The 19,618-nt window shown below is 62.3% G+C and carries 15 protein-coding genes; 7 read left to right on the top strand and 8 right to left on the bottom strand.

What is annotated here, in order from left to right; all coding sequences use genetic code 11:
* The first annotated feature begins 53 nt into the window (after positions 1–53).
* The 4 genes from pgi (at position 54) to BLR71_RS00545 (ending at position 7,274) form a co-directional block, all read left to right on the top strand.
* Positions 54–1,748, top strand: a complete 1,695-nt coding sequence (pgi, locus tag BLR71_RS00560) for a glucose-6-phosphate isomerase (protein WP_092522041.1) — start codon at positions 54–56, stop codon at positions 1,746–1,748.
* A complete protein-coding gene (locus BLR71_RS00555) occupies positions 1,745–2,719 on the top strand; it encodes a carbohydrate kinase family protein (RefSeq protein WP_092522039.1) in 975 nt (324 codons plus the stop codon). Before pgi ends, BLR71_RS00555 begins: the two co-directional genes overlap by 4 nt.
* Before the next feature lie 119 nt (positions 2,720–2,838).
* Positions 2,839–5,433, top strand: coding sequence for an ATP-binding protein (locus tag BLR71_RS00550; protein WP_092522037.1), 2,595 nt, complete (start codon positions 2,839–2,841; stop codon positions 5,431–5,433).
* Between the two features lie 77 nt (positions 5,434–5,510).
* Positions 5,511–7,274 carry a putative bifunctional diguanylate cyclase/phosphodiesterase gene (locus BLR71_RS00545; protein WP_245696297.1) on the top strand — a complete coding sequence of 588 codons (1,764 nt, stop codon included), beginning with the start codon at positions 5,511–5,513 and terminating at the stop codon, positions 7,272–7,274.
* A gap of 146 nt (positions 7,275–7,420) precedes the next feature.
* Here the strand turns inward: BLR71_RS00545 and BLR71_RS00540 are convergent, their stop codons facing one another.
* The 3 genes from BLR71_RS00540 to zwf are packed head-to-tail and all read right to left on the bottom strand — an operon-like array spanning position 7,421 to position 10,340.
* Complete coding sequence (locus BLR71_RS00540; protein WP_092522035.1) at positions 7,421–8,083, bottom strand: bifunctional 4-hydroxy-2-oxoglutarate aldolase/2-dehydro-3-deoxy-phosphogluconate aldolase; 663 nt, start codon at positions 8,081–8,083, stop codon at positions 7,421–7,423.
* A 48-nt stretch (positions 8,084–8,131) separates the two neighbouring features.
* Entirely contained in the window at positions 8,132–8,797 is a 666-nt protein-coding gene (gene pgl / locus BLR71_RS00535) for a 6-phosphogluconolactonase (protein ID WP_092522033.1), read from the bottom strand.
* Positions 8,798–8,846: 49 nt separating this feature from the next.
* Positions 8,847–10,340, bottom strand: coding sequence for a glucose-6-phosphate dehydrogenase (gene zwf, locus BLR71_RS00530; protein ID WP_092522031.1), 1,494 nt, complete (start codon positions 10,338–10,340; stop codon positions 8,847–8,849).
* Positions 10,341–10,606: 266 nt separating this feature from the next.
* Here zwf and BLR71_RS00525 point away from each other — a divergent pair, with 266 nt between their 5' ends.
* Together BLR71_RS00525 and BLR71_RS00520 are read left to right on the top strand one after the other, a co-directional pair.
* Positions 10,607–11,473, top strand: a complete 867-nt coding sequence (locus BLR71_RS00525; RefSeq protein WP_092522029.1) for a MurR/RpiR family transcriptional regulator — start codon at positions 10,607–10,609, stop codon at positions 11,471–11,473.
* A 127-nt stretch (positions 11,474–11,600) separates the two neighbouring features.
* Positions 11,601–12,356 (top strand): LolA family protein, encoded by a 756-nt coding sequence (locus BLR71_RS00520; RefSeq protein WP_092522027.1) that lies wholly within the window; start codon positions 11,601–11,603, stop codon positions 12,354–12,356.
* Here BLR71_RS00520 and BLR71_RS00515 read toward each other — a convergent pair.
* Positions 12,346–12,705, bottom strand: a complete 360-nt coding sequence (locus tag BLR71_RS00515) for a RidA family protein (protein WP_092522025.1) — start codon at positions 12,703–12,705, stop codon at positions 12,346–12,348. The two genes, BLR71_RS00520 and BLR71_RS00515, sit on opposite strands and share 11 nt — an antisense overlap.
* Positions 12,706–12,849: 144 nt before the next feature.
* On the opposite strand from BLR71_RS00515, the gene BLR71_RS00510 reads away from it, so the two are divergent.
* Positions 12,850–14,043, top strand: a complete 1,194-nt coding sequence (locus BLR71_RS00510) for an MFS transporter (RefSeq protein ID WP_092522023.1) — start codon at positions 12,850–12,852, stop codon at positions 14,041–14,043.
* 23 nt (positions 14,044–14,066) lie between these two features.
* On the opposite strand, the gene BLR71_RS00505 is transcribed toward BLR71_RS00510, so the two are convergent.
* The 4 genes from BLR71_RS00505 to BLR71_RS00490 all read right to left on the bottom strand — a co-directional run bounded on the left by BLR71_RS00505 (position 14,067) and on the right by BLR71_RS00490 (position 19,481).
* Positions 14,067–14,921, bottom strand: coding sequence for a universal stress protein (locus tag BLR71_RS00505; RefSeq protein ID WP_092522021.1), 855 nt, complete (start codon positions 14,919–14,921; stop codon positions 14,067–14,069).
* A 91-nt stretch (positions 14,922–15,012) separates the two neighbouring features.
* The gene (locus BLR71_RS00500; RefSeq protein WP_092522019.1) at positions 15,013–16,503 is read right to left on the bottom strand and encodes a SulP family inorganic anion transporter; all 1,491 of its coding nucleotides are present in this window, start codon (positions 16,501–16,503) and stop codon (positions 15,013–15,015) included.
* Positions 16,504–16,977: 474 nt separating this feature from the next.
* Positions 16,978–17,790: a slipin family protein gene (locus tag BLR71_RS00495; RefSeq protein WP_092522017.1), complete on the bottom strand. Its 813-nt coding sequence runs from the start codon at positions 17,788–17,790 to the stop codon at positions 16,978–16,980.
* A gap of 86 nt (positions 17,791–17,876) precedes the next feature.
* A complete protein-coding gene (locus BLR71_RS00490; RefSeq protein ID WP_092522015.1) occupies positions 17,877–19,481 on the bottom strand; it encodes an NfeD family protein in 1,605 nt (534 codons plus the stop codon).
* Positions 19,482–19,618 lie beyond the last annotated feature (137 nt).

Here is a 19,618-nt window from a genome sequence, read left to right as displayed (position 1 = left end):
GATAACAAGCCAACATCACAACAATGACGCCACCCACGACCCCGGAGGACGGCATGTTCCAACTGACCCGCAGCGTCACCTGGCAGGCCCTCGAACGCCTGCACCGGCAGACCGCCAATGACCGCATCAGCGACTACTTCACCGCTGACCCGAAGCGCTTCGAAAAGATGAGCCTGCGCGTCGGAGGCCTCTTCCTCGACTACTCCAAGCACCAGGTATCCGACGAGGTGCTCAAGACGCTGCTGGAGCTTGCCGACCATTCCGCCTTGGTGCAGCGCCGCGCGCAGATGTTCTCCGGCGACATCATCAACGTCACCGAAGACCGTCCAGTGCTGCATACCGCCCTGCGCAACTTGAGCGATGAGCCGGTCTACGTGGATGGCAAGAACGTGATGCCGGAAATTCATCAGACCCGCGAGCAGATCAAGCGCTTCTCGGAAGAGGTGCGCAGCGGCGAGTGGAAAGGCTACAGCGGCGAGCGCATCAAGGACGTGGTCAACATCGGCATCGGCGGCTCGGATCTCGGTCCCAACATGGCCTGCCGGGCGCTCCTCAAGCATCGCCACCCCGAGCTGAACTTCCACTTCGTTTCCAACGTCGATGGCACCCATATCCAGAAGGTGTTGAAGCGCCTCGACCCGGCGACCACCCTGTTTATCGTCTCGACCAAGACGTTCTCGACCCAGGAGACGCTGCTCAACGCCAAGACCGCCAGACGCTGGTTCCTCGACGGCGCCGGTGAAGACGCCGATGTGGGCGCTCACTTCATCGCGGCTTCGACCAACCGCAAGGCGGCGATGGAATTTGGCATTCGCGAAGAAAACGTCTTCGAGTTCTGGGCCTGGGTCGGCGGACGTTATTCGATGTGGTCCTCGATCGGCCTGCCCATCGCACTGTCTATCGGCTTCGAGGGCTTCATCGAGCTCCTCGAGGGCGCCCAAGAAATGGACAAGCACTTCATCGAGGCCCCCTTCGCCGAAAACATGCCGGTGCTGATGGCGCTGATCGGCATCTGGTACATCAACTTCCACGGTGCCGAGACGCAGGCCATCGTGCCCTACGACCAGGCCCTGCATCAGTTGCCCGCCTTCCTGCAGCAACTGGATATGGAGTCCAACGGCAAATCGGTGGATATCTTCGGCCAGCCGGTCAACTACAAGACCGGGCCGATCGTCTGGGGCGAGACCGGCTCCAACGGCCAGCACGCCTTCTTCCAGCTGTTGCATCAGGGCACGCGCTACGTGCCGATCGACTTCATCGCCTCGCTGAAGCCTGAAGCCGGCTTCGAGGATCACCACTTCGCGCTGCTGACCAACATGCTCGCCCAGGCCAATGCCTTCATGGAAGGCAGCCAGGACAGCAGCCAGCTTGACCCCTACAGTTGCCCGGGCAACCGCCCGTCGAGCACCCTACTGATGGATGAACTGACGCCGAAGAACCTCGGCGCGCTGATTGCGCTCTACGAACACAAGGTGTTCGTGCAGGGCGTGATCTGGAACATCAACTCCTTCGACCAGTGGGGCGTTCAGCTCGGCAAACGCATCGCCGGCGAAATCAGCGAACGCATCGACGAGAACAGCCAGGACTTCGATGCCTCGACCCAGGGGCTGCTGGCCCTGGTGCGCGCTCACTTCGGCGAACGCCAGAGCGGAGCCGGCGCAAAGGCCAAGGCCGCCGAAGGCGCCAAGAAAGCGACCGCCAAGGCCAAAACCACCCCGTCATCGGCTAAGCAGGATACTTCCTCATGACGCCCATCATTGCCTTCGGCGAGGCCCTCGTCGATATGCTCTCAAGCCGTCTTGGCGACGATACCCAAGGCCCCGAGACCTTCACTCCCTATGCCGGCGGTGCGCCGGCCAATGTCGCCGTGGCCTGCGCACGCCTGGGCGTGCCAAGCCGGTTTCTCGGCATGCTCGGCGACGACCACTTCGGCGACTTCCTGGCCGCAGAGCTCGAGCACCATGGCGTCGACACCTCGGGCGTGGTGCGCACCCGTGAGGCACGCACCGCACTTGCCTTCGTCTCCCGCGACGCCGCAGGCGAGCGCACCTTCGATTTCTACCGCCCGCCGGCCGCGGATCTGCTGTATCGCCTCGAACACCTGCCTGCCGGCGTTTTCGAATCGCCAGCGATCCTGCACCTGTGCAGTAACAGCCTGACCGAAGACGGTATCGCCGAGACCACCCTAAGCATCGCCGACATGGCGGCCAAAAGCGGCAGCCTGGTCAGCGTCGATGCCAACCTGCGGCACAATCTCTGGCCGACCGGCCAGGCCGAGATCGGCCTGGTAACGCAGCTGATCGATCGCGCAGTGCTGGTCAAGCTGGCCCGCGAGGAACTCGACTACCTGCGCGGCGATCATCCCGTCGAGGACTGGCTGGCCGAACGCCTGAGCGCCGGCGTGCGGCTCATCTTGATCACCGATGGACCCGGTGCTGTCGAAGTACGCACGGTGAATGACTGTTTCACGGTCACCCCGCCTTCTGTCACCGCAGTGGACACGACTGCCGGTGGCGATGCCTTTATTGGCGGACTGCTAGCCACCCTTGCCGAGCAGAATCTGCAAGCCCAAGGCACCGGCAATGACTGGTGGCACGAGGAAACCCTGCTGCGCCACGCCGTGGATATCGCCTGTCGCTGCGGCGCCCATGCGGTCACTCGCCCTGGCGCCTATCAAGCCTTGCCAGGGCCGGAAGAGCTTGCCGCCTGGCGGTCCTGATTCTAGGGGTCGAACACGCAAAGCGTTTACATTAGGCAAATGTCCTAAAGTTTTTCACGGCCCCTCCGATAATATTGTTAGGGGTTCTGCCCTTGGCAACTCTTGCTCGGAGCTGGGCCATGAAAACACCTGGTAAACATCCAGAAGAAGCGCGCCGGCTCGCCGCCTTAGAAACGCTCCAGGTCCTGGATACCCCCGCCGAGGACGGTCTTGATGGCCTGACGCGCTTGGCCCAGGCAATCTTCGACGTTCCCATCGCCTTGATTACGCTGGTCGACGACCAGCGGCAGTGGTTCAAGTCATGCTACGGCCTCGATGTCCGCGAAACGCACCGCGATATTTCCTTCTGTGGCCATGCCATCGCCAATGACGCTTCCTTTGTCATCGAAGATGCCGCCAGCCATCCAGACTTTGCCGATAACCCTCTGGTCACCGGCTACCCGTATATCCGCTTCTACGCCGGTCACCCGCTACGCCCTCAGGATGCCATGCCGATCGGCACCCTGTGTTTGATCGACACCCGCCCCCGCACCTTCGGACCCAACCAGCAGCGGCACCTGGCCATGCTGGCCGCCCAAGCCGATGAATTACTTCGCTTGCACCTGCTGCGTGTCGAGGAGGCGGAGAAAAATGCCGAAATCAAGCATCTCAGCAGCCTCTTGCGAGGCATTCTCGAAAGTAGTCGCGATCCGATCTACGCCCGCAGCCTCAGCGGTCGCTATCTCACGGCCAACCGCGCCTGTTTGAATGCGCTCAAGCTCGATGACGGGCCCTTGACTCCAGGCACTATCGAAGCAAGCACTATCGAAGCAAGCACTATCCAAGATCATCTACCTGCTCCCATCGCCGAGCGCCTTGCCGCCGCAGAGCAGTCCGTCATCCAGCTGGGTGAGCCTGAACGCTTCATCCTCCCCCCCTTCAACGACGTCGTGTTCGATGTGACCATCTCGCCATTGCGCGACTCAAAGGGCGAGATTCGCGGCACCGTCGGCGTTGCCCACGACATCACGTCCACTCAGCGTCAGGCGGCACTGCTTCAGGTGCTTCACCAGGGCATCACCGATTACCAGGCACTGATGTCGGGAGAGCAGCTCTGGGAATTTCTGATGGAAGGCCTGCAGGTACTCACCGGCAGCGACTATGCGCTGATCGGCGAGGTCATCGACGTCGATGAGCGTCACGCACTGAAGATTCATGCCATCACCGACCTGAGCTGGAGCGAGGAGTCACGTGAGCTGATGGTGCAGCTGCGCAACGGCGACATGACGCTCGATAACCCCGATAGCCTGCTGGGACAGGTATTCGCCCACGGCGAAACGGTGATGACCAATGACCTGGCTGAGCGCACGCATAGCGGCGGCTTTCCTCACGGTCATCCCGACATCCACAACTATCTGGGGGTGCCGATTCGCGATGGCGACAAGGTGATCGGCATGTACGCCATCGCCAACAGCCCCCAGCGTTTCGACAAGGCGCTACTCGACTGGATCGAGCCCTTTACGGCGACCTGTGCCCTCTTGATCAACTTCTATCGCCAGCAAGCACAGCGCGAGAACATCATCGCCGAACTGGCCGCAGCCAGGGATCAGGCGGAAAAAGCCAACCTGGCCAAAAGCGAATTTCTTTCTTCGATGAGCCATGAGCTGCGCACCCCGCTCAACGCGATTCTCGGCTTCGCTCAGCTACTGACCAACAGCCGCAAGGCGCCGCTCAACCAGCGCCAGCAGCGTCAGGTCCACCAGATCGACAAGAGCGGACATCATCTGCTTGGTCTGATCAATGAGGTACTGGATCTTGCCAAGATCGAAGCCGGACACCTGCAGCTTTCCCTGGAGCCTCTCTCGATTAGCAGTCTTCTCAAGGACGCCAGTGACATCCTGGCAGGGATCGCCGAGAACGCCGGCATCACCCTGAAAACCAGGCCTCCCGAGCCAGATATTGCCGTGTTCGCCGACTACACCCGCACCAAACAGGTGCTCTTGAACCTGGTGTCCAACGCCATTAAGTACAATCGCGAAGCTGGAACAGTGAGCCTATACGCGACACTGACAGACGCTCGCGTTCGCATCACGGTCCGTGACACCGGCCCCGGTATTACCGCTGAGCACCAAACAGAGTTATTCGAACCCTTTCAACGACTTGCCGCCGAACATAGCACCATAGAAGGCTCCGGGATTGGCCTGGCCATCAGCCGCGAACTCATCGAGCACATGCAGGGCACCATCGGTGTCGACAGCACCCCCGGCCAGGGCAGCGACTTCTGGTTCGAGCTGCCGCTGGCGGCAAACGACGCGACACAGGCGCATCGCACTTCGCCCCATGAACAACCGACGCCTCCCCGCCAGACAGGTCGCCGGCTGCTCTATATCGAAGACAATCCGGCCAACCAGCGCCTCATGGAGGACATCATCGAGGACCTCGAGGGTTTCACGCTGCAGGTAGTACCCAGTGCTGAAGTCGGCCTCGAACTGATCCGCCACTCGCCCCCGGATTTAGTGCTGATGGACCTGCATCTGCCGGGCATGGACGGCTATCAGGCACTGGACACGCTGCGCCGATCGACTTCGAACGCCGACCTGCCGGTGATCGCATTGTCGGCCAATACTGCCGACGACGACCGCAAAGGCGGTCAAAACACTGGGTTCGATGCCTATCTCACCAAGCCGATCAAGATAAGTCGCTTCATTGAGACCTTGGCTCGCCTACTGCCCTGAGACGTGATTCCCGCTATTTAACACCGACGCTCGATACTCAAAGCCCACGCGATGCCCGCCATGCAAGGAGTCCTACATTGACGGACGAAGCCGCCCTGACCCATAAGCGCCTGCTGGTGGTTGACGATAATCCAACCAATATCGAGCTGCTCCTCGACCTGCTTGACGAGCATGGTTTCGAGAACGTCACCAGTACCAGCGACAGCACTCGGGTGGTGTCGCTATGCGAGACCGACTGTCCGGACCTGATTCTTCTCGACATCCGCATGCCAGGCCTCGACGGCCATGGCGTGATGAGCGCGCTCACAGAACGCTTCGGCGCCCAAGCGCCACCGGTGATCGTACTCACCGCTCAGCACGACCATGAGACGCGCCAAACGGCCCTGTCGCTGGGCGCACGCGACTTCCTGACCAAGCCCTTTCGCCACGACGAGGTCTTGCAGCGCATCAACAACGCGCTCTCGGTTCATCACCGCTTCCAAGTCCGAGACCAACAGGCACAAGCCCTCGAACACCTGGTCGCACAACGCACCCAGGCACTAGAGCAGCAATCGCGCACCAACCCCACGACCGGCCTACCCAACCGCCATGGACTGACCCTGATCCTCGATGAGCTATCGCAGCAGGGCGACTCCACGGGTATCCTCTTCATCGCCCTGGACGGGCTCGACGACATCATGCGACTGCATGGCTACGGCACCATAGAGGCGCTGCTCAGCCACCTCAGCCAACAGCTGTCGGCGGCGCTGCCGCCGTCTCATATGATCGGCCCTTGGGGAGGCTCGGAATGGCTGGTGATTTGCCCCGATGCCGTGAATACCGCGACGCTCGTCGACCTGGCCAACCTGCTGTGCCGCCTGATTCACCAGGATCATCCCGTCGCCGATCTGTTGCTGCCCATCAAGGCACGAGTCGGCATCTGCCAGGCTAGCCGCTTCGACCCCGAACGCCTAGTCCACCAAGCGGCACTAGCCCTTCCGCCTGGTTACGCACCGATGGTGCAGTACTATTCCGAAGCCCTCGAGCAAGAACAACGCCATCGCTTGAAACTGCAGCAGGCTCTGCGGGGCGCGGGGGCCAGGGAGGAACTCACACTGGTCTTCCAACCCAAGGTCGACCTTGCCAGCGGGCGGGCAATCGGTGCCGAAGCGCTGCTGCGCTGGCATCACCCCGAGTTCGGGACGGTCTCGCCGACTGACTTCATCCCCCTGGCCGAAGCCAGCGGCGATATTCTCGCCATCGGCGACTGGGTAATCGACGAAGCGCTCAAGCACCTCAAGGCGTGGCACCGGGAAGACCGGATCGATCAAGACTTCCACCTCGCTATCAACGTGGCGGCACGGCAGCTGTCACGACAGGGCTTCGCCGAGCGGCTGCTGGAAAGATTGAACCGTTGCGACCTGTCAGGCGCACGGCTGGGACTCGAAGTCACCGAATCGGGCTTGATGCTGGATGTCGACCTGGCTCGTGAACAGCTCACTCTTCTCGGTCGCGCCGGCATTCGTATCGCCATCGACGACTTCGGGACCGGCTACTCGTCGCTTGCCTACTTGAAGACCCTGCCGGTCAGCACCCTGAAGATCGATCGCGCCTTCGTCAGCCCGCTGCCCGATAGTGAAGAGGACCGTAACCTCGCTGCCACCGTCATCGCCATGGCGCACAGCTTTGGTTGCGACGTGGTCGCCGAGGGCATCGAGCACGCCGCCCAGGCCGACCTGCTCCGCGACCTTGGCTGTGAAACCGCTCAGGGCTACTACTATTCTCGCCCACTGCCGCCTGAGGCCTTCACCGACTGGTATCGCCAGCAGCAGGCAACGCCGGCTCAACTCTCCTACGGATAGTTCTCCCGGGCAAGGCACTCCGTCGCTATCGATAGCGATGTAAGGCGATTCGCTAGACAAAAAAAGACCCGCCGGCGGCGGGTCGAACAACAGCTGAGCTGTCGAGAGAGAAACGTTAAGCGATCAAGCACTCTGGCGAGGACGGCTCAGTGGTGAAAACGCTCGGCGGCCTGACGGGCCAGCTCGCGGATGCCGTCCCAGTCCTCGGCCTCGACCAGCGCCTGGGGCGTCAGCCAGGAGCCACCGACGCACATCACGTTAGGCAGCTTGAGATAGTCCTCGGCATTGTCGACGGTGATGCCGCCGGTCGGGCAGAAGCGCGCCTCAGGAATCGGCCCGCCAAAGGACTTGATGGCCTTGGCACCACCACTGGACTCCGCCGGGAAGAACTTGAAGCGACGGTAGCCATACTGCCAGCCGGTCATCAGCTCGGAGATGGTGGAGATGCCGGGCAGCATCGGGACCGAGCTTTCGACGCCGTAGCGATACAGCGCTTCGGTTGCTCCAGGCGTCACCACAAAATCGGCCCCGATCTGTTCGGCCTGACGATACTGAGCCGGCGTCAGCACGGTACCCACGCCGATGCTGGCACCGGGCAAGGCTTCGCGCATGCGACGGATGGCTTCGAGCGCGCAGTCGGTACGCAGGGTGATCTCCAGCACCGGCAAACCGCCCTCGACCAGAGCACGGGCCAAAGGCACGGCATCCTCGATGCGTTCGATGGTGATCACCGGGATCACCTCCGCCTTGAGACAGATGCTGTCGAGTTCGGTCGTGCGGGTAGAAGGCAGCTGTTTGTCGATGGTCATGTTGGTCTCCAAAAATTCAAGGAAGCGCTGAAACGGTTTCAGTGTTTCCTAGGGCGCCCAGTAGATCGCCAGCGGGCAGGCAAGGAAGGCGCGAATCGGCAGCGCTTGCACATCGTCGCCGCCCAGGGCCGCGGCCAGCTTGGAACGCTTGCCCTCGCCATTGATATGCAGCACGTGGCGCTTGGCCTGATGCAGGCGGTCGGCGCTCAGCGTGATCCGCGCCTGGGGCTGGCTGGGAGTGCGAACAGCAACCACCGTTGCCTCGGTGCTCAACGCCAGTGGAAGCTCCTGGCTATCTGGGAACAGCGAGGCCGTATGACCATCGTCACCCATACCGAGAATGACCACGCTCGCCGGCCAGCTAAGCCCTGCCAGGCGCTCGCCGACGGCCGCCGCGCCCTGCTCAGGGGTGTCATCGTCGGTGGTCAGCGGCACGAAATTGGCAGCAGCCGCCTCGGCCGTGAGGAGATGCTCGCGCACCAGCCGGGCATTGCTATCAGAGGCAGACTCGTCGACCCAGCGTTCGTCGGCCAGGGTCACATCGACACGCGCCCAGGGCAGCGACTTGGCGGCCAGCGCATGAAAGAACGGCACCGGGGTGGAACCGCCGGAGACCACCAGCAAGGCCCGATCCTGATGTGCGAGATCGGCGCGCAGCGCTTCGGCCACGGCCTCTGCCAACTGCTGGGCCAGATGTTCGCGACTGGTGCTCATGTTGCATCCTCGTGCAGTGAAGGGAATGCCCCGCTCGCGAGGCATCAGATCAATAGTCTTCGTACCAGCTACGGCCGTCCTGGGTGATCATGGCGATCGAGGCCACCGGCCCCCAGGAACCTGCCGGATAGCGGCGAGGCGGCGTACCCCGGTCTTCCCAGCCGGCGATCAGCTGATCGCACCAGCGCCAGGCATATTCGATCTCGTCGCGACGCACGAACAGGTACTGCTGCCCCTTCATCACCTCGAGCAACAGACGCTCGTAGGCATCGGGAATCCGCGTCTTGGGGAAGGCACTGTTGAAATCCAGATGCAGCGGGCCGGTGCGCAGGCGCATGCCCTTGTCGAGCCCAGCGTCCTTGGTCAGCACCTGCAGGGCAATGCCTTCTTCCGGCTGCAAGCGGATGACTAGCTTGTTGGCGGCCAAGCTGCGCTGGTCCGGGTCGAAGATATAGTGGGGCTGCTGGCGGAAGTGAATCACGATCTGCGACAGCTTGTCCGGCAGGCGCTTGCCGGTGCGCAGATAGAACGGCACCCCTGCCCAGCGCCAGTTGGACACTTCGGTCTTCATGGCCACGAAGGTCTCGGTATGGCTGTCGGTATTGGCGCCCTCTTCCTCGAGGTAACCGGGCACTGCCTGGCCGGCACTGGTGCCCGCCGTGTACTGGCCGCGCACAACATCCCGATCCAGTGACTCATGGGTGAAAGGCTTCAGCGCCTTGAGCACCTTGACCTTCTCGTCACGGATGGAATCGGCGTCGAGGTTCGAGGGCGGATCCATGGCCGTCAGGCAGAGCAGCTGCAGCAAATGGTTCTGCACCATGTCGCGTAGCTGGCCGGCCTGGTCGAAGTAGCCCCAGCGCCCTTCGATACCCACCTGCTCGGCGACGGTGATCTCGACGTGGGAGATATGGTTCTGGTTCCACTGGGTGCCGAACAGCGGGTTGGCGAAACGCAGCGCAATCAGGTTCTGAACGGTTTCCTTGCCCAGGTAGTGATCGATGCGATAGATCCGCGATTCCGGGAACACTTCGCCGATGACGTCATTGATTTCCTGAGACGACACCAGGTCATAACCGATCGGCTTTTCGACCACCACCCGCGACTCGTCATCGAGGCTGTCGCTGGCCTCTAGGTTGCGGCAGATGTCGCCATAGATTTTCGCCGGCACCGACAGATAAACCACCATCGGCCGGGGCGATCCCTCTCGCCAGGCGCGCACGGCCTGGTAATCGTCGGGCTGGGCGAAATCGACCTTGGCGTAATCGATGCGCTCAAGAAAGCGAGCCATGCTCTCGGCGTCCTGCTCCTTGGGCTTGACGCGTTTCTTCAGGGCCGCGGACACCTTGTCGCGGAAATCGCTAACAGCCAGCTCATGGCGCGCCAGACCCAGCACGCGGGTATCGGCGGGCATCAATCCCTCGCGATCGAGCTGATAGAGCGCTGGAAACAGCTTGCGCAGGGCAAGATCGCCCAAAGCACCGAACAGGGCCAGGTCGACGTCCAGACGGTCAGTGTTCTGAGAACGGGTATCGCGGGTCATGCCTCGCCCCCTGAAATATGGTTAACTTACGCACAAAATACGTTATTCGTGCGACAAAAAGCAACGTTTATATGTAACTTTACCACTTGAGCAGCATGGCAACCGGGATGATTTGGCGCGCACCTGCCCCTCACGCTAGCATATCCTGCATAATGTAGTTAAATCACTACATGACGAGAACGGCCGCGAATCACGTCGCCAGTTCGGCACCGCCATCCCATCCTGCCGCCTCGTCATGTTCGTCGCTACGGAGAGATTTCCTCAGCATGGCCAGTCACGATCTGATCGCCCGCATCCGCGCTCGCCTGGACGAGCTCAATCGCTCCGAGCGCAAGGTGGCCGACGTCATCCTTCAGGACCCGGCCTCTGCCACCGGCATGAGCATCGCCACCCTGGCGCAGACTGCCTCGGTCAGCGAACCGACCGTTAACCGCTTCTGCCGCAACTTCGAGGCCAAGGGCTACCCAGATTTCAAGATCAAACTGGCACAGAGCCTGGCCGGCGGTACACCCTACGTCAGTCGCAACGTCGAGCGCGACGACGATGCTGCCCACTACGGTGACAAGATCTTCGGTGCCACCATCGCCGCGCTTGATGAAGCCCGCCGCGGGCTCGATGCCAAGCGCGTCGAGCGAGCCGTCGATTACCTGATCCAGGCCAAGCAGATCCACTTCTTCGGCTTAGGAGCCTCGGGCCCGGTGGCCCAGGATGCCCAGCACAAGTTCTTTCGCTTCAACCTGCCGGTGATGGCCTACGAAGACGTGCTGATGCAGCGCATGGTCGCCGCCTCCTGCCATACCGGCGACGTGGTTGTGATCATCTCCTATACCGGGCGCACCAGAGAGCTAGTCGAAATCGCCCGGCTAGCCCGGGACAACAATGCCGTGGTGCTGGGCATTACCGCCCCTGACTCGCCGCTCGCCAGAGAATGCACCGAGACCCTCGAGGTCACCACGCCAGAGGATACCGATGTCTACATGCCGATGACCTCGCGCATGATCCACCTGGCGCTGATCGACGTGCTGGCCACCGGCGTGACCCTTCGCCGCGGCGAGGACTTTCTCGACCACCTGAAGAAGATCAAGGAAAGCCTGCAGCCGACCCGCTTCCCGACCGATATGGGCACTTCCTGAGACCCACACGGGATGCCTGCTCTAGCCAAAGGCGGCCGTTGGGCATCTGCTGCGTTACACTGTTCGCCCTGCGAATATAGATGCAAAGAGAGCGCCCGATGAACTACGCCGTGCCCGGGAAAAGATCATGAATGTTAGAGCACTCGCCCTGCTGTTGCCTCTGGGACTTGCAAGCCTGCCGGCAAACGCCTTCGACCTCGTTGAACTGGAAACGCGCCTGACCACGCCCGAGCAGATGCAAGGCCACTTCCGTCAGCTCCATTGGCTCGCCGAACCCGAAGTCCGCCTGCACAGCCAGGGTCGCTTTCTGTATCAGCGTGACCGCCAACTGATCTGGCTGTTCACCTCTCCCAATCGCCAGGTCCTGACTTTCACGCCAGGCCAGGTAGCTTATGGGCCAACAGCCGACGCAAAGGACGTGGACACCGATATTGAGGCGCTGCTACCCGAGCGGGATAGCTTTCAGCGTCATTTGGGCGATCTGATCGGCGGGCACTTTTCGGCGCTTGCCGAGGACTATCGGCTCGACCTTTCCGGCGACAGTGACGCCTGGCAGGTGTCGCTTTATCCCCGGGCCCTGGGCATGGAGCTACCGCTGACGACCCTGACCCTGACGGGCGGCGAGCGCGTCAAACGTCTGGACATGGCCATCTCCAGCGGCGACACCCTCACCATCCGGCTGACTGACGCCGAGGAAGTGGTCAACGAAGGCTTGGTGCACTGGCTGGTGGATTGGCTAGGCAATGAGCCCGCAACATCGGGGCAAACGCCCGCCACGACAACCACAGGCGATGACGCCAGCCATTCGGCAGTGGAGCAGGAAGAGGAGACGGGGAGCGAAGAAGACGCTCCCCAGAAGGACGAGGCGTCGCTCAGCCCTTGATGGCGCAGGTAACGGTGATCTCGACCTTGAGCTCATCGGCTGGCATCGGTGCCGTGATGCAGGTCCGCGCCGGAGCATGGCCTTCGGGCACCCAGGCGTCCCAGACCGCGTTCATGGCGGCAAAATCCTGGCCTTCCTTGAGATAAATGGTCGCCGAGAGTAGATGCTCACGGTCAGAGCCCACTTCCTCGAGCAGTGCCTCGACCCGCTCGAGCATGCTGCGGGTCTGTTCGGCAATATCGCCGTGACGGGCGTCGGGGCCAGCCACCTGGCCGCATAGATAGCCCACTCCATTGTGGATCACGGCGCGGCTCATGCGTGCCTTGGTGTCATGTCGAACGATGGTCATGAGTGTCTCGCTGCTTGAGTTTGTGAGTAAGTGAGTAACGAATCCAAACGGCATCCTAATACAGCGCGACAGGGCGTAAAACACTTTACTTCAGCACGGTGCAGTGACTCGGCGCCGTGCCAGCCGATAGGGACTTTGGTCATCATGGCGGGATATCGAGACTTGCTGCGTCATCATCGCGGCCTGCTGTCCATCGCCTTTCTGGCGATGTTCTCATCGAGCTTCGGGCAGAGCTTCTTCATCGGGCTCTTCCAGGCACCCATCAGTACACGACTGGGCCTGACGGCCGGCGAATTCGGCAGCGCCTATGCGCTGGTCACCCTGGTCGCGGGCTTCGCCATGCTGAGACTGGGTCCGAGCATCGACTGGATTCCACCGCGACGCTTCACCCTCCTCGTGCTGGCAAGCCTGACCCTTGGCGTTGCCCTGCTCACCCTATCCCCCTGGTGGCTGCTGGGCCTGGTTGGCCTGGGGCTGGTGCGCCTGTGCGGTCAGGGAATGATGACGCATCTGGGCAATACGCTGGCTGGGCGCGAATTCGTGGCCGAACGCGGGCGCGCACTGGGGCTGATCAGCGTGGGGGTGATGCTGGGTGAGAGCGCCCTGCCCCCGCTGATCGCCATGCTGCTGGTATGGTTCGGCTGGCAGGAACTGTGGTGGCTGTTTGGCCTGACACTTGCGGCCCTGTGGCTGCCGTTGCTCTTGTGCGGCCCCTGGCCGCAGGCGCCGGGCGTGCGTCCGACCGCTCAAGAGGGCCGCCAAGGGCCACGCCCGTTTCGCGAGACGCGCTTCTGGCGGCTGCTGCCCTTGCTGATGACGATGCCGGTCTCGATGACCGGACTCTTCATCTACCAGGCGCGCATGACCGAAGACCTCGGCAGCACCCTGGCGACCTACGCCCTGGCACTAACCGGCATGGGGCTCGCCAAACTACCCGGTGCCTTGTTGGGTGGACGCTTGGTCGATCATATCGGCCCCATACTGCTTGCCCGCCTCTACCTGCTGCCGTTCGCTCTGGCGCTGCTGCTGGCCATACTGGTAGGCGGCGATCTCGGGGTATGGGCGCTGATGGTCGGTGGAGGCCTGGCGATGGGCACTCAACAGCCGATCGCCACCAGCCTGCTGGTCAGCATATGGGGTAGCGAGCACCTGGGCACCGTGCGCGCGACGCTCAGCGCCGCCATGGTGTTCTCCACTGGCATTGCGCCGGCGCTACTTGGCTTCGCGCTGGATGCCGGCGTCACCTTCGAGGGCGTGCTGGGGGCCATGCTGGCTTTGCTGATGGCCGGCTGGTGGCTGGCTCAGGGCGCCTTACCGGCAGGTACCGACACGCCCTGAGCTTCTCAATCCGCGCAGCGCCGTTAACGCAACAGCAGCACCGGCAGGCTGGCGCGACGCAGCATGGTGGTGGTCGTACTCCCCACCAGCAGATGGCGCACCCGCGAGTGGCCATAGGCGCCCATCACCAGCATGTCGATGTCGTGCTCTTCGGCGTAGCCGCGCAGGCTCGCTTCCACCTCACCGGCGCGAATCTCGCCGTGGGCTTCGAAGCCAGCATCCGAGAGAGTCTTCAAGGCCCAGTCGAGCTGCGAGCGCACATCGGCCACCTCTGCTCCAACCATCACCACGTGACAGTCGATGCCCTTGAACAAAGGGCTCTGGGCGATCATTTCAACGCCCTTGCGGGTGGTCTTGCTGCCATCGAAGGCAATCATCACGCGCTTGGGGGCACGAAACTCATCGGGCACCATCAGAATCGGGCGATGCAGGCTGCGCACCACCCGCTCGAGGTTGGACCCCAGGTGCTCGGGCGCCTGATGGGCGGCTTCGCCGCGCTTGCCAATCACCAGCAGGCGGATGTCGTTTTCGAGCTCGGTCAGGGTCTCGACCAGCTCGCCATTGCGCTGGCGTGAGGAAGGCTCCGTCACACCGTCTTCGACGGCGCGGGCCTTGGCGGCCTCGAGTGTCACACGGCCGTGCTCCTGGGCCAGCCGCGCACGCTGTTCATCCAGGCTCGTCAGTTCCTCGAGCAAGTGCTCCCGAGAGCCCAGGCCAATATTGCCGGTCAGGTTGGCTTCGGCCACCTGCGGGTGATTGTCGACCACATGCAGAAAAGTCAGCGGCGCAGCCATGGCAAGGCTCGCCCAGGCGGCGTAATCGCATACGCCGGTGGAGAAGTGAGAGCCGTCGATGGCTGCCATCACTTGATCGGTCATGGTGCAGGTCCTTGGCAGGTGTGTGGCGTCTGGCTTATCGCCTTTCTACCGCAATGCGCCGGCGCTGAATAGCACCGGCGCACTTCGCGGCTCAGTGGCCGCCCATCAGCTTGTCGACGGCGTCCGGCTTGTCGTGGACCGCGAAGCGGTCGACGATGGTCGCGCTGGCTTCATTGAGGCCGATCACCTCGACCTCGGTGCCTTCACGGCGGAACTTGAGCACCGCCTTGTCCAGCGCCTCGACGGCGGTGATATCCCAGAAATGTGCCCGAGATAGATCGACCACCACGCGCTCGACGCTTTCCTTGAAGTCGAAGGCGCCCATGAAGCGCTCCCCGGAGGCGAAGAACACCTGCCCGACGACCTGATAACGACGGCCGCGACCGTCTTCGGTAGCCTCGGAGCCGATATAGAGAATATTGCCGACCTTGTTGGCGAAGAACAGCGAGGCCAGCAGCACACCGACGAAGACCCCCATCGCCAGGTTATGGGTGCTGACGGTCACCACCACGGTGGTCAGCATGACGATATTGGTGCTCAGCGGATGCTTCTTCAGATCACGGATCGAGGCCCAGCTGAAGGTACCGATGGAAACCATGATCATCACCGCTACCAGCGCGGCCATGGGAATCTGCGAGACCCAGTCGGACAGGAAGACCACCATCAGCAGCAGCACCACGCCGGCCACCAAGGTCGACAGGCGACCGCGCCCACCGGATTTGATGTTGATCACCGACTGGCCGATCATCGCGCAGCCCGCCATGCCGCCGAGCAGGCCGGCGCCGATGTTGGCAACACCCTGGCCCTTGCACTCGCGGTTCTTGTTGGAAGGCGTATCGGTCAGGTCATCGACGATGGTCGCGGTCATCATCGACTCGAGCAGGCCCACCACGGTCAGCATCACCGAGTAGGGCAGGATGATCCAGAGGGTCTCGAGGTTCAGCGGCACGTCCGGCCACAGGAAGACCGGCAGGGTATCCGGCAGCTCGCCCATATCACCGACGGTGCGGATATCCATGCCCGAGATGATATACACCGCCGTCAGCACCAGGATGCACACCAGCGGAGACGGCAGGGCCTTACCGATTACCGGGACCAGCGGGAACAGGTAGATGATGCCGAGCCCAGCGGCCGTCATGGCGTAGACATGCCAGGTCACGTCAGTGAGCTCGGGCAACTGGGCCATGAAGATCAGGATCGCCAGGGCATTGACGAAGCCGGTGACCACCGAGCGCGACACGAAGCGCATCAGGTCGGCGAGCCGCAAGTAGCCAGCCACGATCTGCAACACCCCGGTCAAAAGGGTCGCCGCCAGCAGGTATTCGAGCCCATGCTCCTTGACCAGGGTCACCATCAGCAGCGCCATGGCGCCGGTCGCCGCCGAGATCATGCCCGGCCGCCCGCCGGTGAAGGCGATGATCACGGCAATACAGAAGGAAGCATAGAGGCCGACCTTGGGGTCGACACCCGCGATGATCGAGAAGGCAATGGCCTCCGGAATCAGCGCCAGCGCCACCACGATTCCCGATAGCGAATCGCCCTTGATGTTGGAAAACCAGTCTTGCTTGATTGATCGGATCATTCTGCGGTCCAGTCGTAGGTCCATGTCATGCCCGGAGGCGCGAAGCGCGTGGCGCGCGATGACGTCGAGATATGGGAGCTGCGTTAAGCGCGACACTAGTTTCAGCCTGCCAGCACAGGCAGACCGGAGACGCAGCAAAGCGTGTCGCTAATCAGCACGGTTGGCGCCAGGATGACGCCAAGCGATGACGCTGCCATGAAGACAGCGACAGGATGGGAAGGGAGCGCTAGGGCGGGGTACTGCCAGTGACCGGCAGGCAATGCCAAGTAGTAACTATCATATCTGCTGCCACAGAGAATCATCCCGTAACTTGCAGGCCAGGACCGTCACGGCGACCCTCGACCTTGGTGTTATCAACGTCTTTTCGACAAGCGCAGAATTCTAACAGCTGGCTGTGCGGCCTGCACCCCCGGGAGAAGCGACGATGGGGCTAAGGTGACTGCCAGGGCAACCTCACGATTGACTCATCAGTTACTAGCCACTTACCTCGTCACTACTGTCATCGCCCCTGGAATCGGACCGAGGCGACGGAGACCGTCGGTACTCGCCCATGTCCCGGAAAGCCTGCATGACATCCATGGGCAGCGGGAAGAAGATGGTTGAGGCATTCTTGTTACTCATGTCGCTCATGGTCTGCAGGTAACGCAGTTGCAGCGCTGCCGAGTTTTCAGACATCACATTGGCGGCTTCGACCAGTTTCTTCGAGGCCTGCAGCTCGCCTTCGGCATGGATGACCTTGGCGCGCCGCTCGCGCTCCGCCTCCGCCTGGCGGGCGATGGCGCGGATCATACTCTCGTCGAGATCGACGTGCTTGATCTCGACGTTGGCGACCTTGATGCCCCACCCTTCGGCGGAGCTATCGATGATCTCCTGAATGTCCTTATTGAGCTTGTCACGCTCGGAAAGCATTTCGTCGAGCTCGTGCTTGCCAAGCACCGAGCGCAGGGTGGTCTGGGCCAGTTGGCTGGTGGCATTGACATAGTGCTCGACCTGGATGATGGCCTTCTCCGGATCGACTACCCGGAAGTACAGCACCGCATTGACCCTGACGGTGACGTTGTCCTGAGAAATCACATCCTGCCCCGGCACATCCATGGTGATCACACGGAGATCGACCACCTGCATCCGCTGAACGGCGGGAATAATGAATACCAGCCCCGGCCCCATGACCCGTTGGAAGCGCCCCAGGAAGAACACCACGCCGCGCTTGTATTCCGGCAGGATGCGAATCGATGCCGCCAGCAGCATGATCAGCAACACCACCGGCACTAGATAGGAAATCCACATGGCTCACACCTCCTTGGATGAAAGCGGCCCCAATGGCTCGGCTTCATCTGATGAATGCCTAGGCTCGACGTCCCCTCAGACCACACCTAAGTCTCTGGTGATGATTCCTCGATCGGTTCGACCTCAACGGTCAGGCCCTCAAGGCGCACCACTCTGAGGGCCTGCCCCTTACGCACCGGCTCGCAAGCATGAGCCCGCCAGCGTTCGTTGTGCAGCCATACATGACCATCGCCGTCGAAGTCCTCCAGCGCTCTGGCCTCGGTGCCCAGCATCTCTTCCTTTCCGGTCCGCGCGGGGCGCCGGCGCAGACGCATGAAATGGACCATCATCCACAGCAGCAGGGCCGCAGCGAGTCCTGCCACACCACCGATCAGCGGCAGCGAAACACTCAGATTCTCGGCATCCATCAGGATCACCGAGCCAATCACGAAGGCCACGATACCGCCGATGCCGAGAATGCCGAAGCTGGGCATCAGCGCCTCCCCGGCAATCAGCCCCAGGCCGACCAGGATCAGCGCCAGGCCGGCAAAGTTGACCGGCAGCACCTGAAAAGCAAACAACGCCAGCAACAGTGAGATCACGCCAATGGTGCCGGGCACCAGACTGCCGGGGTTGGCCAGTTCGAAGATCAGCCCGTAGAAGCCGATGATCATCAGGAAGTAGGCAACGTTGGGGTCGCTGATTACCGACAAGAGCTCAGTGCGCCAGTCCGGGGCAAAGCGCTCGAGGGTCAGGCCGGCGCTGTCCAGCACCCGTTCACCGCTGGCCATGACCACGGTCCGACCATCGACCTGAATCAGCAGATCGTCGAGGTCGCGGGCCAGCACATCGATCACGCCCTGCTCGAGGGCCTCTCGAGACGTCAGAGTGCGCGCCTCTCGCACGGCGAGTTCGGCCCAGTCGGCGTTACGCCCGTGTCGCGCGGCGAGGCTGCGGATATAGGCCACCGCATCCTCGAGTACCTTGCGCTCCATCGCGGTAGTACCCCGTCGTTTCGGGGCGTCGGCGGCGGGGTCGTCTGCCGACTGAGAACCTGAAGCCTGAGAGTCCGAAGTCACAGAGTTCGAAGTCACAGAGCCTGAAGCCCGGGCGTCTACAACCTGAGTATCGGTGCTCTTGGCAGCACCAGCACCGCCGGACGCATCGGCGCTCGTCGCGGCCTCGCCGCCCTTGGTCTTGTCCGGCGCCGCATTCCCTGCATCTTCCTCATCGGTCGCGGGGGCCTCGTCGCCAAGGCCGGGCAGACCGCCACCGCCCATACTCACCGGAGTGGCCGACCCCAGGTGCGTCGAGGGGGCCATGGCCGCCACATGGCTGGCATACAAGAGATAAGTGCCGGCACTGGCCGCTCGCGCGCCGTCGGGTGCAACATAGACCACCACCGGGACCGGTGAAGCGAGCATCTCACTGATCATGTCGCGCATCGAGGCATCGAGCCCGCCGGGCGTATCCAGGATAAGAATCGCGAGTTCCGCCTGGGCGTCCCGGGCCCGGTGCAGGCCACGAATGAAGTAGTCAGCGGTGGCGGGCCCAACGGCGCCATCCAGGGTCATCACCAGGCCCAAACGATCACGCGCATCCTGCTGGGCAAGAACCGGCCCCAGCCAGGCAAGCATCACCCCGAGCAGCAGAGCCGTGAGGCTCGGCCACAGCCAACGGCGTCGTATGCGCTGGGATGTGATGACCTGCATGACATCTGCCCCCTTCCCTGTAGGCTGGCACCCAAAGATGCCGTGCCAGGCGAAGGCATCCTTCACCGCCCGCCTGAGCCGCGGACCCGGCTAGCCTCTTTCTCTTACAACATAGTCAAGATCCATCCTACCCGGGC

This window comes from Onishia taeanensis (assembly GCF_900100755.1).
GTDB classification, from domain to species: Bacteria; Pseudomonadota; Gammaproteobacteria; order Pseudomonadales; family Halomonadaceae; genus Onishia; species Onishia taeanensis.
This window is presented reverse-complemented; position numbering and strand designations above follow the sequence as displayed.

Excerpts from the sequence above, each read along its gene's own strand:
- BLR71_RS00505 (WP_092522021.1), bottom strand. The coding sequence starts at position 14,921 with ATGACCGATCAAGTGATGGCAGCCATCGACGGCTCTCACTTCTCCACC.
- BLR71_RS00500 (WP_092522019.1), bottom strand. The coding sequence starts at position 16,503 with ATGATCCGATCAATCAAGCAAGACTGGTTTTCCAACATCAAGGGCGAT.
- BLR71_RS00490 (WP_092522015.1), bottom strand. The coding sequence starts at position 19,481 with ATGCAGGTCATCACATCCCAGCGCATACGACGCCGTTGGCTGTGGCCG.
- zwf (WP_092522031.1), bottom strand. The coding sequence starts at position 10,340 with ATGACCCGCGATACCCGTTCTCAGAACACTGACCGTCTGGACGTCGAC.
- BLR71_RS00510 (WP_092522023.1), top strand. The coding sequence starts at position 12,850 with ATGGCGGGATATCGAGACTTGCTGCGTCATCATCGCGGCCTGCTGTCC.
- BLR71_RS00525 (WP_092522029.1), top strand. The coding sequence starts at position 10,607 with ATGGCCAGTCACGATCTGATCGCCCGCATCCGCGCTCGCCTGGACGAG.
- BLR71_RS00540 (WP_092522035.1), bottom strand. The coding sequence starts at position 8,083 with ATGACCATCGACAAACAGCTGCCTTCTACCCGCACGACCGAACTCGAC.
- BLR71_RS00515 (WP_092522025.1), bottom strand. The coding sequence starts at position 12,705 with ATGACCATCGTTCGACATGACACCAAGGCACGCATGAGCCGCGCCGTG.
- BLR71_RS00550 (WP_092522037.1), top strand. The coding sequence starts at position 2,839 with ATGAAAACACCTGGTAAACATCCAGAAGAAGCGCGCCGGCTCGCCGCC.
- BLR71_RS00555 (WP_092522039.1), top strand. The coding sequence starts at position 1,745 with ATGACGCCCATCATTGCCTTCGGCGAGGCCCTCGTCGATATGCTCTCA.
- pgl (WP_092522033.1), bottom strand. The coding sequence starts at position 8,797 with ATGAGCACCAGTCGCGAACATCTGGCCCAGCAGTTGGCAGAGGCCGTG.
- BLR71_RS00495 (WP_092522017.1), bottom strand. The coding sequence starts at position 17,790 with ATGTGGATTTCCTATCTAGTGCCGGTGGTGTTGCTGATCATGCTGCTG.
- pgi (WP_092522041.1), top strand. The coding sequence starts at position 54 with ATGTTCCAACTGACCCGCAGCGTCACCTGGCAGGCCCTCGAACGCCTG.
- BLR71_RS00520 (WP_092522027.1), top strand. The coding sequence starts at position 11,601 with ATGAATGTTAGAGCACTCGCCCTGCTGTTGCCTCTGGGACTTGCAAGC.